Origin of the sequence: Staphylococcus argenteus, assembly GCF_000236925.1 — a bacterium.
Lineage (GTDB): Bacteria > Bacillota > Bacilli > Staphylococcales > Staphylococcaceae > Staphylococcus > Staphylococcus argenteus.
This window is the reverse complement of record NC_016941.1, coordinates 2461629-2477325: the sequence shown is the minus strand read 5'-3', so window position 1 is coordinate 2477325 and position 15697 is coordinate 2461629. Positions and strand designations below refer to the sequence as shown.

Here is a 15697-nt window from a genome sequence, read left to right as displayed (position 1 = left end):
ATGAAAGGTGCAATGGCTTGGCCTTTTTTGAGATTATATATATTAACATTGATGTTCTTTAGTGCCAATGCAATCTTAAACGTGTTTATACCGTTACGAGGGCATGATTTAGGCGCAACGAATACTGTTATTGGTATCGTTATGGGTGCATACATGTTAACAGCAATGGTGTTTCGACCATGGGCAGGACAAATTATTGCTCGCGTCGGTCCCATTAAAGTATTACGAATTATATTAATAATTAATGCTATTGCTTTAATTATTTATGGCTTTACAGGGTTGGAAGGTTACTTCGTTGCCCGAGTGATGCAAGGTGTTTGTACGGCATTCTTCTCGATGTCGTTACAGTTAGGTATTATTGATGCGTTACCAGAAGAACATCGTTCAGAAGGTGTATCATTGTACTCACTATTTTCAACGATTCCCAACCTAATTGGTCCATTAGTTGCCGTAGGTATTTGGAATGCAAATAATATTTCATTATTCGCGATTGTGATTATTTTTATCGCGTTAACAACAACATTTTTTGGATATCGAGTTACATTTGCTGAAAAAGAACCAGATACTTCCGATAAAATTGAAAAAATGCCGTTCAATGCTGTTACAGTATTCGCGCAATTTTTCAAAAATAAAGAGTTGTTAAACAGCGGTATTATCATGATTGTTGCATCGATTGTATTTGGTGCAGTTAGTACATTTGTACCGTTATATACAGTAAGTTTAGGATTCGCGAATGCAGGTATCTTTTTAACAATACAAGCAATCGCAGTTGTTGCGGCAAGATTTTACTTAAGGAAATATATTCCATCTGATGGTATGTGGCATCCTAAGTACATGGTATCAGTATTATCATTATTAGTTATCGCGTCATTTGTAGTGGCATTTGGCCCGCAAGTCGGTGCAATTATTTTCTATGGTAGTGCGATATTAATAGGAATGACACAAGCAATGGTTTATCCAACATTAACATCTTATTTGAGTTTCGTCTTACCAAAAGTAGGTCGCAATATGTTGCTAGGTTTATTTATTGCTTGCGCAGATTTAGGGATTTCACTAGGTGGCGCATTGATGGGACCTATTTCAGACTTAGTAGGATTTAAATGGATGTACTTAATCTGTGGTATGTTAGTCATTGTGATTATGATTATGAGTTTCTTGAAAAAGCCAACACCACGTCCAGCGAGTAGTCTTTAATAAAGTGAATTAAAGCATATTAAGTTAATGAATATAAATGTGATATATTGATCATTGATTGTCATGTTTTGTTGAAATCAAAATTTGGGTGACATAACATATGCAAATCATATCGTTATAGAACGACAATATATCTAAATAAAGCACACTTAGAAGTTAGTTGTGATACTGACTTTTAAGTGTGCTTTTTGATGTATGTGGATAATAGATAATACTCTTAAAAATTTTACATAAAAATATGTAAAACGAGTATGACTGCTAATTGATAGAAATAGCTCACCATAAAATTATTGTTGGATCTTAAATATAAGTAAGTTGCACCGCTTGCTAATATCAATGCTGGAATAAATTCCCACCATGTATTAATGAATGAATAATAGTACAGAGTTTCAAGTATAACGGATAATGCTATTGTAATCTTTAAAGGTATTAATCTGCTTAATTCTTGAATTAAAATATGACGGAAAATAAGTTGGTAAATCAAAATATTTAATATAATGATTAACCAAAACATTATCATTAAACTGATGGAACCATACCCTTCAATTAGTAAATAATGGTCAAGGACAGTGAAGGGATCCACATTTAGTGCGAAAATATCGAAATAATTTAAAAGTAAAAAGAGTACGATACTTAGTGTAAATGATATAAAAATATGCCATTTATATTTGGCGCTGGCAATGATTTGCGAACGTATCATTGGAATAAACGTATCTTCATGCATCCAACGAAAAATAGCTAATGAAATAATAACTGCGAGTAAATAGCTAATGTTCATTGCAATAGGAAAAGAGAGACCCCATGGGGCTTGTTGAGTGAATATAGCTACTAACCCAAAAGTTAAAAAGACGATAATGATTGGCAAGATGTAAATCAAAAATATATAAAGGAAAATAAATCCAATATCACGTTTGAAAAAACGCGATTGTTTGGTAGCGTATTCTTCTTCTATGTAATGTTTATTTGTATTTGACATAGTAAACCTCTTAAATAGTTATATTATATTAATACTTTAGCACATATTACTTTGTATTGTATGTTTGATACATTAAAATTTAAAATGAAAAACATATCATAAAACTATTTTATAAAATAAAACGCTTCCATTGTGTTTTATTTTGTTAGGTGTATCATAAATAATGAATTGAAATTTTGGGGGAGGGATTGTTATGACGTTCTTAACAGTCATGCAATTTATAGTTAACATTATTGTAGTTGGATTTTTACTCACAGTCGTTGTTATTGGGCTTATTTGGCTGATTAAAGATAAAAGGCAATCGCAACACAGTGTTTTAAGAAACTATCCGTTATTAGCACGTATAAGATATATATCAGAGAAAATGGGGCCGGAATTACGTCAGTATTTATTTTCTGGGGATAATGAAGGGAAACCTTTTTCTCGTAATGATTATAAAAATATCGTTTTAGCCGGAAAATATAATTCACGTATGACAAGTTTTGGTACAACAACAGATTATCAGGACGGCTTTTACATACAAAACACGATGTTTCCAATGCAGCGTAATGAGATTTCTGTGGATAATACAACATTGATATCTACATTTATATATAAAATTGCGAATGAGCGTCTGTTTAGCCGTGAAGAATATCGTGCACCTACTAAGATTGATCCTTATTATTTAAGTGATGAACATGCGATAAAACTAGGTGAGAACTTAGCGCATCCTTTTATTTTAAAACGTATTGTAGGTCAATCTGGTATGAGTTATGGTGCTTTAGGTAAAAATGCAATTACTGCATTATCTAAAGGTTTAGCTAAAGCTGGTACTTGGATGAATACAGGTGAAGGTGGTTTGTCTGAATATCATTTAAAAGGTAATGGAGATATCATTTTCCAAATAGGGCCAGGCTTATTTGGCGTTCGTGATAAAGAAGGTAATTTTAGTGAAGATTTGTTTAGTAAAGTAGCACAGACCTCTAATGTTCGTGCATTTGAATTAAAATTGGCACAAGGCGCAAAAACTCGTGGAGGTCATATGGAAGCAGAAAAAGTAAATGAAGAAATTGCTGCGATACGTAATGTCGAACCGTATAAAACAATTAATTCACCAAACCGTTATGAGTTCATTCACAATGCTGAAGATTTGATTCGCTTTGTAGATAAGTTACAAGAATTAGGTCAAAAACCTGTAGGATTCAAAATTGTTGTTAGCAAAGTATCGGAGATTGAAACACTCGTACGCACAATGGTTGACTTAGATAAGTATCCAAGCTTTATTACAATTGATGGCGGTGAAGGTGGTACAGGAGCAACGTTCCAAGAACTACAAGATGGTGTTGGGTTACCATTGTTTACAGCCTTACCAATTGTATCAGGCATGTTAGAGAAATATGGCATTCGAGATAAAGTGAAATTGGCTGCATCAGGTAAGCTAGTGACACCAGATAAAATTGCGATAGCATTAGGGTTAGGTGCGGATTTTGTAAATATCGCGCGTGGCATGATGATTAGTGTCGGTTGTATAATGAGTCAACAATGTCACATGAATACGTGTCCAGTTGGAGTTGCAACAACAGATGCTAAAAAAGAAAAAGCATTAATTGTAGGTGAAAAACAATATCGTGTAACCAATTATGTGACAAGTTTGCATGAAGGCTTATTTAATATAGCAGCAGCTGTTGGCGTATCAAGTCCAACAGAAATTACAGCAGACCATATTATTTATCGAAAAGTCGATGGTCAGTTGCAAACAATACACGATTATAAATTGAAATTGATTAGTTAAACTGTCTATCTAAAATCATCGGAAGAAGCAGATGCTAGATGTAGTGAAAAGCCTGCTCCGAGTACGTTGAGTCTTTTTGATACTTGAATTTCATAATAGTAATACCCTCAGAATGAGATTAAGGTTTGTAGCCTTAGTCTTTTCTGAGGGTATTTTTATGTTATAAACTATTTGTCATCCATTTTGTCTTTTTCTTTTAAACCGCTATGCTTTAACTGTTTTTCAACTTTTTCAAAGCTAAGATATTTATTGTCTTTAGTATCTTTAGAAGATATACCAAAACGTTTATTTAATTCTTTCATATCAACTTTTTTATAATTAATGTCTAAATGTTCAATTGCTTTTTTGTCTTTATAGTCGACTTTGTATTTAGCACCTTTAAGGTCTTTGAAGATATTTTCAGTTTTTGCGAATAACTTTTTAGCTTCATCTTTGTCTATGCCAAGATCATCGTACTTAATTGTGTTTATCGTAGACTGTTTTATAACTTTATCGTCTTTATAAGTGATTGACGTGAGTACGTGTTTACCACTTACGTCACCTTCATAGGTCTTTGTTTGTTCTTTACTACAAGCTGATAATGCAATGATACATATTAATACTACTACAATTAATGAACTTAATTTTTTCAAAGTCAGTCGCCTTCTTTCAGTATTTGATTATAAATAAATTATAACATTTAGAAAAAAATGATGTTATGCAAAAATTTAAATTTTGCAATTTTTTTTGAAGATATGAGATTTTTAAGCGGGATCCTAACAAAATTTTTAAAATTATTAAGCCTGAAAACGATAAAGCGGTAGGGAGTATTTTTCAGAAAGTTAGTGATACAATGTTTATAAGATGAAATACAGGAGGATGAATAACATGAATCAATCAGTCAAATTACTTAAACATTTAACAGATGTAAACGGCATTGCTGGTTATGAAATGCAAGTTAAAGAAGCAATGCGTAATTATATAGAGCCTGTCACTGATCAAATCATTGAAGATAACTTAGGAGGTATTTTTGGAAAGAAAAATGCTGAGAATGATCAATATTCAATTATGATTTCTGGCCATATGGATGAAGTTGGTTTTATGGTAACTAAAATTGATAAACATGGTTTTATTTCATTTACGCCAGTTGGTGGATGGTGGAACCAAGTTATGTTATCTCAAAAAGTAACCATTACAACAGATTCAGGTAAAGAAATTAGAGGTATTATCGGTTCTAAACCGCCACATGTCTTATCACCAGAAGAACGTAAAAAGCCGATGGAAATTAAAAAAATGTTTATAGATATTGGTGTGAGCAGTAAAGAAGAAGCGGAAGAAGCTGGTGTTGAAGTAGGAAATATGGTGACGCCGTATAGTGAATTTGAAGTGCTTGCTAACGATAAATATTTGACTGCAAAAGCATTTGATAATCGTTATGGCTGTGCTTTAGCTGTCGATGTATTAAAACGTTTAAAAGATGAAGCGATAGGAATTAATTTATACAGTGGTGCAACAGTGCAAGAAGAAGTTGGCCTACGTGGTGCCAAAGTTGCAGCGAATACTATCAAACCTGATTTGGCTATAGCTGTAGATGTTGGTATAGCATACGATACGCCAGGTATGTCTGGGCAAACTAGTGAAAGTAAACTCGGTGGTGGCCCAGTTGTTATTATGATGGATGCTATGAGCATTGCACATCAAGGTTTCCGTAAACATATTAAAGATGTAGCTAAAAAACATAACATCGAAGTACAATGGGATACTACGCCAGGTGGAGGTACAGATGCGGGAAGTATTCATGTCGCAAATGAAGGTATTCCAACAATAACAATAGGTGTTGCGTTGCGATACATGCATTCTAATGTATCAGTACTCAATCTAGATGATTATGAAAATTCTGTCCGTCTTGTAACTGAAATTGTTCGTTCTTTAAACGATGAAGTATATAAAAAATTAATGTGGTAATCTAATCCACAAATAATAAAGGATCCTTTTAATATGGTAGGCTGTTAAACAATTGTCTGAAATTAGTTTTTAGGCATTAAACAGTATCCATGTTAAGGGGATTTTTTGTTTTTAATTTAAGTGTTAAAAATCAATTATGCCTAAAATTTGATATAACAAGAAAATGGATTTTTCTTAAATTTAATTGCACTAAAATCCAAAAAAACGGGAATACTATACCTGATATGTTACACGAGGAGCGGTGCAAATGTTGTTAGAAATTAAAGATTTAGTGTATAAAGCGAGCGATAGAATCATACTAGATCATATCAATCTAAAAGTAGATAAAGGCGAGAGCATTGCCATTATTGGTCCGTCAGGTAGTGGTAAAAGTACATTTCAAAAGCAAATATGTAATTTAATTAGTCCAACTAGTGGAGAACTTTATTTTAAAGGTAAACCCTATAATGAGTATGACCCGGAAGAATTGCGTCAACAAATCAGTTATCTGATGCAGCAAAGTGACCTGTTTGGTGAAACGATTGAAGATAACATGATATTTCCATCACTTGCACGCAATGATAAATTTGATAGAAAACGTGCGAAACAATTAATTAAAGATGTCGGTTTGGGACATTATCAATTAAGTTCAGAAGTGGAAAATATGTCGGGTGGTGAGCGACAAAGAATCGCTATTGCACGTCAATTAATGTATACACCAGATATACTTTTATTAGATGAATCGACCAGTGCATTAGACGTTCATAATAAAGAAAAGATAGAAAATATCATTTTTAAGTTAGTGGAACAAGGCGTTGCAATCATGTGGATTACCCATAGCGATGATCAAAGTATGAGACATTTTCAAAAACGCATAACGATTGTTGATGGCAAAATTTCTAAGGTTGAGGAGTTGAATCAACATGAGTAATACGGCACTTGGATTGACGGCGTTGCTTTTAGTCATTCCTATTATCATTTCTTATAAAGAAGGTTTACATATTATTAAAGATTTAATTGTTGCGACACTACGCGCAGTCGTACAATTAATCATTTTGGGATTTTTACTACATTATATTTTTAAAATTAACGATAAATGGCTACTTGTATTGTGTGTATTGGTCATTATCATTAATGCATCCTGGAATACGATTAGTCGAGCATCACCAGTAATGCATCATGTGTTTTGGATATCATTTCTAGCTATCTTTGTAGGTACAGCATTGCCACTTGCAGGTACTATTGCTACTGGAGCGATAGACTTTACAGCAAATGAAGTTATACCGATCGGAGGTATGCTAGCAAATAATGGTTTAATTGCGATTAATTTGGCGTATCAAAATTTAGACCGTGCATTTGTGCAAGATGGAACGAACATTGAATCTAAATTGTCACTTGCAGCAGCGCCAAAATTAGCATCCAAAGGTGCTATTCGAGAAAGTATACGTTTAGCAATTGTACCAACCATTGATTCAGTTAAAACTTATGGTCTTGTGTCGATACCAGGTATGATGACCGGTTTAATTATTGGTGGCGTACCGCCATTACAAGCGATTAAATTTCAACTGTTAGTTGTGTTTATTCATACGACAGCGACAATTATGTCGGCTTTGATTGCGACATATTTAAGTTATGGTCAATTTTTCAATGCTAGACATCAATTGATTGCGCGAACTACGGATGTTAAAAGTGAATAATTTAAGATAGTCACTATTGTTACTTGGTTTATAATTGCGCATATAAAGAACATGAAATTACGCATACATCTTAAGTTGGCATATTAACGTGCTAATTTAAAATGTGTGCGTTTTTTATTGTAAGAAATCAAATGATTGTGTATTAACACTTTGAAATGCTTGTTTTAATTTTGCAAATACTGAAAAATAATTTCATTCTTTTTTCAATATATCCCAGAAAATAGTTGCTAAATATTATATAATAGAACGGTTATAAGTAAATTTGTGTTGTACACATTTATTAATAAATCGTTATTCTATGGGAAATGGATATCGTGAAATTTGTTCGAAAGGAGTTTTATAAATGTCTGTTATGCGATTATTCACATTCATTTTAAGTATTTTTATAGTGGGAATGGTTGAAATGATGGTTGCAGGAATCATGAACTTAATGAGTCAAGATTTACATGTATCAGAAGCGGTTATTGGTCAATTAGTGACGATGTATGCTTTGACATTTGCGATATGCGGGCCAATCTTAGTTAAGTTAACAAATCGCTTTTCTACAAGACCAGTATTGTTATGGACGTTACTTATATTTATTATCGGAAACGGTATTATCGCCGTTGCACCTAATTTTTCAATATTAGTTATAGGTAGAATCATTTCTTCTGCGGCGGCTGCATTGATTATTGTAAAGGTACTAGCTATTACTGCGATGCTAACTGCACCTAAAAATCGTGGCAAAATGATTGGACTTGTTTATACAGGTTTTAGTGGTGCAAATGTCTTTGGTGTACCAATTGGAACTGTAATAGGTGATTTAGTAGGCTGGAGATATACATTTTTATTTTTAATTATTGTCAGTATCATCGTAGGCTTATTGATGATGATTTATTTACCGCAAGATCAAGAATTAAACCGTGGTCCTGTGAATCATGAAGCACCATCTCATGAAAATCATGTTACTTCAAAAATATTAAGACCTGCAGAAGTAGCAAAATATTTAATCATTACGTTCTTAGTCTTGATTGCTAATTCAGTGACATTTGTCTTTATTAATCCTCTTATTTTATCTAATGGACATGATATGTCATTTGTGTCTTTAGCACTTCTTGTAAATGGAATCGCAGGTGTCATTGGTACATCGTTAGGCGGTATATTCTCAGATAAAATTACAAGTAAACGTTGGTTGATGATTTCTGTTTCTATTTTTATCGTCATGATGTTAGTGATGAATGTTATTCTTCCAGGAACGGGTTTATTGTTAGTAGGACTGTTTATTTGGAATATTATGCAATGGAGTACTAATCCAGCTGTTCAAAGTGGCGTTATTCAACATGTTGAAGGTGATACAAGCCAAGTTATGAGTTGGAACATGTCGAGCTTAAACGCCGGTATAGGTGTTGGCGGTATTATTGGCGGCTTAGTTATGGCCCACGTTTCGGTTCAAGCTATCACGTTTACAAGTGCGATTATTGGCGCATTAGGTTTAATTGTTGTTTTCACATTAAAAAATAACCATTATGCCAAAACATATAAATCATCATAGTAAAGCCTAATGAAAAGCACGTCTGATATCGATTCAGTCGTGCTTTTTAAGGTGCGATACAATATTATTGATATGTGCGGAAGTATCGACGTTCATTATGATATTTTGGCCAAGGCATTTTACCTGTTTTAGCAAAATTAGCTAAATCATTTTGCATTTGTCGACTTAAAAATTTAAGATGATTAGTGATTGGATACTGATGTGCTGATAAAATTTGTAAGTTACCGAACCAAAATATCATATCAAGAATATGATAAGCGCTACGATAATGTTCGCTTGAAGTATCATGCCATGCAAATTCTGCAAACCATAATTGTGCGTTTGGATCTTGAATATTGAGTTGTTGCAATAACTGCTCAATTGGTTGTTTGAAATAACAGTGAGTGATTGCTTCAGACTGTTGTCTTGCTGACTGAACGTCTTCATATTTTAATGGAATATCATTCAATTCCATGATATCGATGAATCGTTGTGGCGATAATTTCTTCTGTTCACTTGTGATATAAATATCACCTTCATCTTTTGTATAACATGCCAATATAGGTTTAGATGTTGGGAAATGATGTTTCATATTATCTGTTTTGATAGGTGCATATATTAAATCAAGGCCTTTAGAAAGTCCGCGAGATTGCTTGAATTTAGACATTAGCATCAAAATATCATCTGTAGTTAGCGTTGTTACGTCATCCGTATCTAAATAATCGGCCATCATTTTTTGAAAATGCATAGCTTTGTTGCGCGCATTTTCTAAAGTGTCTAGACGTAATGCACCACTTAGTAGAATAACTTTATGGAAATAAGGTTCGATTTCAGGTAGTTTCATTAAAGTTAAAATACTCATACTGCCCGCAGACTGACCCATCAAAGTAACATTATTAGGGTTTCCACCAAAGCATTCAATAAATAGATGCACCCATTTTATAACATTTATTTGATCTGAAAGTCCATTATTGGAATGAAAATCTTTATTAAAATATGACCAGTCTAAATATCCTAATGCGCCTAAACGATAATTGCATGTGATAACGATAACATCATTATTTTTTACTAAATGCGTTGGTCGATAGAGTTCAGCAGAACCATGACCATTTTCAAAACTTCCGCCATAAAAATAAATGATGACTGGCTTATTAGTTTTGTCATTATGTTGCTTCCAAATATTAAGATATAGACAATCTTCATTTTCAGTAAAGTTTGTTGTTTGAGAGGAGAAAAAATCTTCTAATTTATTTTCGGGTTGAGGTGGGATAGGCTTAATAGTTGTAGCATCAATTGGCTCGTTCCACTGTGTTTTTAACGTAGAATGTTTAAAACGATGGTTATTAATTGGTGGTTCAGCATATGGAATGCCTAAGAAAATATCTAGGTTATCTTGTGTAATACCATAAATTTGACCACCTGCAGTACTTATCTTCATATTTATTAACCTCCTTTATCATCCCCAGTTTAATCATACCATGGTCAAGAAGTGATAGGTGACAACTCTAACAAGACAATTTTGTGACTGAATCAGGCGAGCTTGGTGTGTCTTATTAAATCATTCCATATGAAATTTAGACATGATGGTTAGTGACAATATCATATGAGCTTATTTTCAATCAACTTCGTCTTGTTATGTTATTTATTTATAACCCATTTTCAAAATAAAAAACCAACCAAGATTGTTAAAATCTGTGGTTGGTTAATGTGTGTGCTTTGAGATCATATTTGGAACTGCATTTTAAAATTTTTAATGAGATGACTTGGTTTCTTTATCCAATGTTTCGGTCATCTTCGTATTGATACGTTTTGCTCGACGGAAATAGACGCTTTCAAATGAACTCGTTGTGCCGATGTAATAGAAGATAAGTGCCACAATAATAATAACGATAAAGTCAAATGGATAGTGAATAAAGTTCAATCCTTTAAATTCTTTACTACCTATAAATGACAGTAATGAAAGAACGATAAGATATACAATAATCCATAAACTACCGCCAATTTGCTTCTTCGTATTACGCCAATTCATTCGATATTCATAGAAGAAGTAGATTGGTAAACCGAGTATAATGATTAAAATAACTTCTGCTGTCGTTGGCCACATTGCCCAGTATATAGCTAAAGATGCTAATACAAAAGATAATGGCGCCATGACTTTTAATATTTTTGCTCTGAATGGACGTGTCATTGTTGGCCCCATTTTACGTAAAGCAATCACTGTCGTTGGTCCAGTTAAATAGGCAACTAAAGTGGCAGTAGAAATAACTGCTGCTAGCGTACCCCAATCTCTAAATAATGTAACCATAACCATGCTAATAATGGCATTAAAAATGATTGCTACACGAGGAATATGATACTTTTCATTCATTTTTCCAAGAAATTTAGGGATATGCCCATTTTTCTCCATTGCGCGTAAAACACGTCCTGTAACTGCAACAAATGATACTCCAGTTCCAAAAGGTGAAACAACTGCTTCAATATAAAGTAAAATTGCTAACCAATTAATGCCTAATAAGATAGCTAAATCAGCAAATGGCGAATTGAAATTGATACCGCTCCAGCCACTATGTTGTAACATTGATTGAGGCATAGAGGTAATAAATGTACTTTGCAGAATAATGTACAACACTGCACTGATTGACAGTGAAATAGCGATACCGCGCGCGATATTCTTTTCAGGATTTTTAATTTCTGAACCCATATTAATAATTGTCTGGAATGAATTGAATGAAAAAATAATCCCTGATGCTGTTGTTGCAGCAAATATTGGTGCACTACCATAAGGCATAAAGGTACTTGCTGAATGACCATAGTTAGACGTATCAAAACCAGATAGCATTAGCATGATAATTGTTAACGCAGGAACACCTAGCTTAAACACGGATATTAGACTTGTAAATGATGTTAGAAGTTTAACTGACCAATAATTTAATAATGAAAAGATAACAATGATGAGATACACAGCTAGTAAACCGTATGTGCTTATAGAGCCATTTTCCATCAAATTTGCCATTGGTTTTGCCCAATGCCAAGGCCATGAACTCATATATTGAACTGCTGAAACAGCCTCGATTGGTATAATTGTAACAAGTGATACCCAATTCGCCCACGCTGCAATAAAGCCTAAAAGTGAGCCGTGTGTATACTGTGCATAGTTACTCATGCCGCCAGATTGTGGGAACATTGTTCCAATTTCAATGTAGTTATAGGCAATGGTTCCGATAACTAGAAAACCAATAACCCATGAAATGATTGCGGCTGGTCCAGCTATTGAAGATGCTTCCCAGGCACCGAATAACCAGCCAGATCCAATTAATGACCCCAATCCTAATAACACTAGTTGGGATAAATTAATTTTGTCGTCGTGCGATTGCTTGTCTTTATTCATAAATACTCCTTCGTTATTGCGAAAAATACAAAAAAATAATATGCGACAATTATACGCCTATTACAATAATAGTCAAATTTATTTTTTGTAAAAGTGCAAAAACGATAACTAAATTAGTTTTTTTGAAATTTTGGATATATAATATAATGTATATTGATAAACAGACTGGAAGTGATAATTATGATAGATAAACAACCGAATGAACAAGTAGAAGCATTTTTAAATAAAGAAAGTCAATGGCAACAAGAATATCGATATTTGAGAGATTTAATCTTTAATGAAACAGAATTAGAGGAAGCGTATAAATGGATGCATCCTTGTTACACTATAAAGAATAAAAATGTTGTGCTCATTCATGGTTTTAAAAATTATGTTGCACTATTATTCCATAAAGGTGCTATTTTAGAAGATAAGTATCATACACTCATTCAACAGACTGAAAAAGTACAGGCAGCACGCCAGTTAAGATTTGAAAATCTAGAAGAGATTCAAGCGCGTACTGAAGAAATTAAATACTATTTAGCAGAAGCTATTAAAGTTGAAAAAGCTGGTAAAAAGGTTGAAATGAAGAAAACTGAGGATTATGTCATTCCAAAAGAACTTGAAGATAAATTTGAAGAAATGCCACAATTAGAGTCGTCATTTTATAAATTAACGCCAGGCAGACAGCATCAATACATTTATCATATTGAACAAGCTAAACGCAGTGAAACAAGACAAAAGCGTGTTGAAAAATATATTAACCAAATACTAGAAGGTAAAGGAATGCACGATAAGTAATTTGAAAAAATGATATTCTCAATACATGATATGAACAATCAGTGACTAATGCCATTGGTTGTTTTTTATTTATTAGGTATTTCTTTATAATTCGAAATACCTAATATAGTCATGGTATCGAGTAGATTCGATGATACTTTTTGTATAAACGAAGGCGATGGGCAATGTATATGATTTTTACAAAATAATGACATTTATAATATTTTTTCACATTTCTGACACTTTTTTGTTTTAAACCAACGAATTGCGCATTAATAAATTCGTTTTTGAAAAATGTGAGTTATCAATTTAGTTGCTAATTATAAAATAATGCTGTTTAATAACATCATATAGAGTATGTTAGTTTTAAATGTCGAATATACGAATGTGAAAACAAAGTAATCGGTAGTAATTCAACATACATAGCGCTGCTTACTTTTTGATGATTCACATTACAGATGATAAATATACAATTCTACATAATCAAGACCATGATGTGTACTTGTTTAACTTATGACTCTATTTGTTTAACAATTACTATAATGGTCTTTTTATTTTATGCGTATCATTCGTCATATTTTGTTATGAGGAAGGAGAAATGATTATGTTAAGTATTAAACATTTAACGAAAATTTATTCGGGCAATAAAAAGGCTGTAGATGACATCTCTTTAGATATTCAATCAGGGGAATTTATTGCATTTATAGGAACGAGTGGGAGTGGAAAGACAACCGCGTTGAGAATGATTAATCGCATGATTGAAGCGACAGAAGGGCAAATTGAAATTGATGGTAAAGATGTTCGAAGTATGAACCCTGTCGAATTGCGTCGAAGTATCGGTTATGTTATTCAACAAATCGGGTTAATGCCACATATGACTATAAGAGAAAATATAGTACTTGTGCCGAAGTTACTTAAATGGTCAAAAGAGAAAAAAGATGAACGTGCAAAAGCGCTAATTAAGCTTGTAGATTTACCTGAATCATATTTAGATCGATATCCTGCAGAATTATCTGGCGGACAACAACAGCGTATCGGTGTCGTGAGAGCACTTGCTGCCGAACAAGATATTATTTTAATGGATGAACCTTTTGGTGCATTGGATCCTATTACGAGAGATACGTTACAAGATTTAGTGAAAACATTACAACGAAAATTAGGCAAGACGTTTATCTTTGTAACACATGATATGGACGAAGCGATTAAATTAGCAGACAAAATTTGTATTATGTCTGAAGGTAAAGTGGTGCAATTTGATACACCAGACAATATTTTAAGACATCCCGCAAATGATTTTGTGCGTGATTTTATCGGTCAAAATAGACTGATTCAAGACCGCCCAAATGATAAGACTGTAGAAGGCGTTATGATTAAACCAATCACGATACAAGCAGATGCAACGCTTAATGATGCAGTTCATATTATGAGACAAAAGCGAGTTGATACTATTTTTGTAGTAGATAGTGATAACCATTTACTGGGGTTCTTAGATATTGAGGATATTAACCAAGGTATAAGAGGACACAAAGCTTTGCGTGATATGATGCAACAAAATATTTATACCGTTCAAATTGATTCGAAATTGCAAGATTCTGTTCGTACGATTTTGAAAAGAAATGTCAGAAATGTCCCTGTCGTGGATCAAGACAATCGGTTAGTCGGACTTATTACACGTGCCAATGTCGTAGATATTGTTTATGACACGATTTGGGGTGACAGTGAGGCTAAGGCTACATCGCATACCGAACTTAATGGAAATGAGCATGATTCTACTATAGCCAGTGAACCACATAATGAGAATGTTGATACACATGGTATTGGAGTGGATAAATCATGATAGCATTTCTTCAAGAAAATGGTGGACAACTCATATCGAAAACATTGGAGCACTTCTACATTTCTATGGTGGCATTGTTACTTGCTATCATCGTTGCAGTTCCATTAGGTATTTTATTATCAAAAACGAAGCGAACTGCCAATATTATTTTAACTGTGGCGGGCGTATTACAAACAATACCTACATTAGCTGTACTTGCTATTATGATACCGATTTTTGGTGTTGGTAAAACGCCAGCAATTGTAGCACTCTTCATTTATGTATTATTACCTATTTTAAATAATACAGTATTAGGTGTTCAAAATATCGACAGTAATATTAAAGAAGCTGGAAAAAGTATGGGTATGACACAACTCCAACTTATGAAAGATGTTGAATTACCGCTCGCTTTACCACTAATACTTGGTGGCATTCGCTTATCATCTGTATATGTTATTAGCTGGGCAACGTTAGCAAGCTATGTTGGTGCAGGTGGTTTAGGAGATTTTATATTTAATGGTTTAAATCTTTATGACCCAATGATGATTATAACTGCAACTGTGCTAGTAACTGCTTTGGCATTAATCGTCGATGTATTACTATCACTAGTTGAAAAATGGGTAGTCCCAAAAGGATTAAAGATATCTGGATAATTAGGAGGAA

13 protein-coding genes are annotated in these 15697 nt (G+C 33.4%); 9 read left to right on the top strand and 4 right to left on the bottom strand.

Features of this window, described 5'->3' with window-relative positions; all coding sequences use genetic code 11:
- On the top strand, positions 1-1194 hold the full coding sequence (cntE, locus tag SAMSHR1132_RS12140; RefSeq protein ID WP_000675397.1) for a staphylopine family metallophore export MFS transporter CntE: 1194 nt from the start codon (positions 1-3) through the stop codon (positions 1192-1194).
- 226 nt (positions 1195-1420) lie between these two features.
- Here cntE and lnsB read toward each other — a convergent pair whose 3' ends face one another.
- Positions 1421-2170 carry a CPBP family lipoprotein N-acylation protein LnsB gene (lnsB, locus tag SAMSHR1132_RS12135; protein ID WP_000072468.1) on the bottom strand — a complete coding sequence of 250 codons (750 nt, stop codon included), beginning with the start codon at positions 2168-2170 and terminating at the stop codon, positions 1421-1423.
- Between the two features lie 193 nt (positions 2171-2363).
- Here lnsB and SAMSHR1132_RS12130 point away from each other — a divergent pair, with 193 nt between their 5' ends.
- The gene (locus SAMSHR1132_RS12130) at positions 2364-3941 is read left to right on the top strand and encodes an FMN-binding glutamate synthase family protein (RefSeq protein WP_000143498.1); all 1578 of its coding nucleotides are present in this window, start codon (positions 2364-2366) and stop codon (positions 3939-3941) included.
- A gap of 167 nt (positions 3942-4108) precedes the next feature.
- On the opposite strand, the gene SAMSHR1132_RS12125 is transcribed toward SAMSHR1132_RS12130, so the two are convergent.
- Positions 4109-4573 carry a YehR family lipoprotein gene (locus tag SAMSHR1132_RS12125; RefSeq protein ID WP_000736690.1) on the bottom strand — a complete coding sequence of 155 codons (465 nt, stop codon included), beginning with the start codon at positions 4571-4573 and terminating at the stop codon, positions 4109-4111.
- A gap of 235 nt (positions 4574-4808) precedes the next feature.
- Between SAMSHR1132_RS12125 and SAMSHR1132_RS12120 the strand changes: the two genes are divergently transcribed.
- From SAMSHR1132_RS12120 to SAMSHR1132_RS12105, 4 genes are all read left to right on the top strand, one after another.
- Positions 4809-5885: a M42 family metallopeptidase gene (locus SAMSHR1132_RS12120; protein WP_001076690.1), complete on the top strand. Its 1077-nt coding sequence runs from the start codon at positions 4809-4811 to the stop codon at positions 5883-5885.
- Between the two features lie 247 nt (positions 5886-6132).
- Positions 6133-6795 (top strand): ABC transporter ATP-binding protein, encoded by a 663-nt coding sequence (locus tag SAMSHR1132_RS12115; protein WP_000923518.1) that lies wholly within the window; start codon positions 6133-6135, stop codon positions 6793-6795.
- Positions 6788-7561, top strand: coding sequence for an ABC transporter permease (locus SAMSHR1132_RS12110; RefSeq protein WP_000072156.1), 774 nt, complete (start codon positions 6788-6790; stop codon positions 7559-7561). Before SAMSHR1132_RS12115 ends, SAMSHR1132_RS12110 begins: the two co-directional genes overlap by 8 nt.
- 343 nt (positions 7562-7904) lie before the next feature.
- A complete protein-coding gene (locus tag SAMSHR1132_RS12105; RefSeq protein ID WP_000115416.1) occupies positions 7905-9092 on the top strand; it encodes an MFS transporter in 1188 nt (395 codons plus the stop codon).
- Positions 9093-9156: 64 nt separating this feature from the next.
- On the opposite strand, the gene SAMSHR1132_RS12100 is transcribed toward SAMSHR1132_RS12105, so the two are convergent.
- Together SAMSHR1132_RS12100 and SAMSHR1132_RS12095 are read right to left on the bottom strand one after the other, a co-directional pair.
- Positions 9157-10509: a carboxylesterase family protein gene (locus SAMSHR1132_RS12100; RefSeq protein WP_000704099.1), complete on the bottom strand. Its 1353-nt coding sequence runs from the start codon at positions 10507-10509 to the stop codon at positions 9157-9159.
- A gap of 312 nt (positions 10510-10821) precedes the next feature.
- Complete coding sequence (locus SAMSHR1132_RS12095) at positions 10822-12459, bottom strand: APC family permease (RefSeq protein ID WP_001030724.1); 1638 nt, start codon at positions 12457-12459, stop codon at positions 10822-10824.
- Between the two features lie 180 nt (positions 12460-12639).
- Between SAMSHR1132_RS12095 and SAMSHR1132_RS12090 the strand changes: the two genes are divergently transcribed.
- The 3 genes from SAMSHR1132_RS12090 to SAMSHR1132_RS12080 all read left to right on the top strand — a co-directional run bounded on the left by SAMSHR1132_RS12090 (position 12640) and on the right by SAMSHR1132_RS12080 (position 15687).
- On the top strand, positions 12640-13239 hold the full coding sequence (locus SAMSHR1132_RS12090) for a YdeI/OmpD-associated family protein (protein WP_000565923.1): 600 nt from the start codon (positions 12640-12642) through the stop codon (positions 13237-13239).
- Positions 13240-13822: 583 nt separating this feature from the next.
- A complete protein-coding gene (locus SAMSHR1132_RS12085; RefSeq protein ID WP_000948993.1) occupies positions 13823-15055 on the top strand; it encodes a betaine/proline/choline family ABC transporter ATP-binding protein in 1233 nt (410 codons plus the stop codon).
- A complete protein-coding gene (locus tag SAMSHR1132_RS12080) occupies positions 15052-15687 on the top strand; it encodes an ABC transporter permease (RefSeq protein WP_000560002.1) in 636 nt (211 codons plus the stop codon). The genes SAMSHR1132_RS12085 and SAMSHR1132_RS12080 overlap by 4 nt, the downstream gene beginning before the upstream one ends.
- Positions 15688-15697 lie beyond the last annotated feature (10 nt).

Coding starts and splice junctions, on each gene's coding strand:
- cntE (WP_000675397.1), top strand. CDS start 1: ATGAAAGGTGCAATGGCTTGGCCTTTTTTGAGATTATATATATTAACA.
- lnsB (WP_000072468.1), bottom strand. CDS start 2,170: ATGTCAAATACAAATAAACATTACATAGAAGAAGAATACGCTACCAAA.
- SAMSHR1132_RS12130 (WP_000143498.1), top strand. CDS start 2,364: ATGACGTTCTTAACAGTCATGCAATTTATAGTTAACATTATTGTAGTT.
- SAMSHR1132_RS12120 (WP_001076690.1), top strand. CDS start 4,809: ATGAATCAATCAGTCAAATTACTTAAACATTTAACAGATGTAAACGGC.
- SAMSHR1132_RS12115 (WP_000923518.1), top strand. CDS start 6,133: ATGTTGTTAGAAATTAAAGATTTAGTGTATAAAGCGAGCGATAGAATC.
- SAMSHR1132_RS12110 (WP_000072156.1), top strand. CDS start 6,788: ATGAGTAATACGGCACTTGGATTGACGGCGTTGCTTTTAGTCATTCCT.
- SAMSHR1132_RS12105 (WP_000115416.1), top strand. CDS start 7,905: ATGTCTGTTATGCGATTATTCACATTCATTTTAAGTATTTTTATAGTG.
- SAMSHR1132_RS12100 (WP_000704099.1), bottom strand. CDS start 10,509: ATGAAGATAAGTACTGCAGGTGGTCAAATTTATGGTATTACACAAGAT.
- SAMSHR1132_RS12095 (WP_001030724.1), bottom strand. CDS start 12,459: ATGAATAAAGACAAGCAATCGCACGACGACAAAATTAATTTATCCCAA.
- SAMSHR1132_RS12090 (WP_000565923.1), top strand. CDS start 12,640: ATGATAGATAAACAACCGAATGAACAAGTAGAAGCATTTTTAAATAAA.
- SAMSHR1132_RS12085 (WP_000948993.1), top strand. CDS start 13,823: ATGTTAAGTATTAAACATTTAACGAAAATTTATTCGGGCAATAAAAAG.
- SAMSHR1132_RS12080 (WP_000560002.1), top strand. CDS start 15,052: ATGATAGCATTTCTTCAAGAAAATGGTGGACAACTCATATCGAAAACA.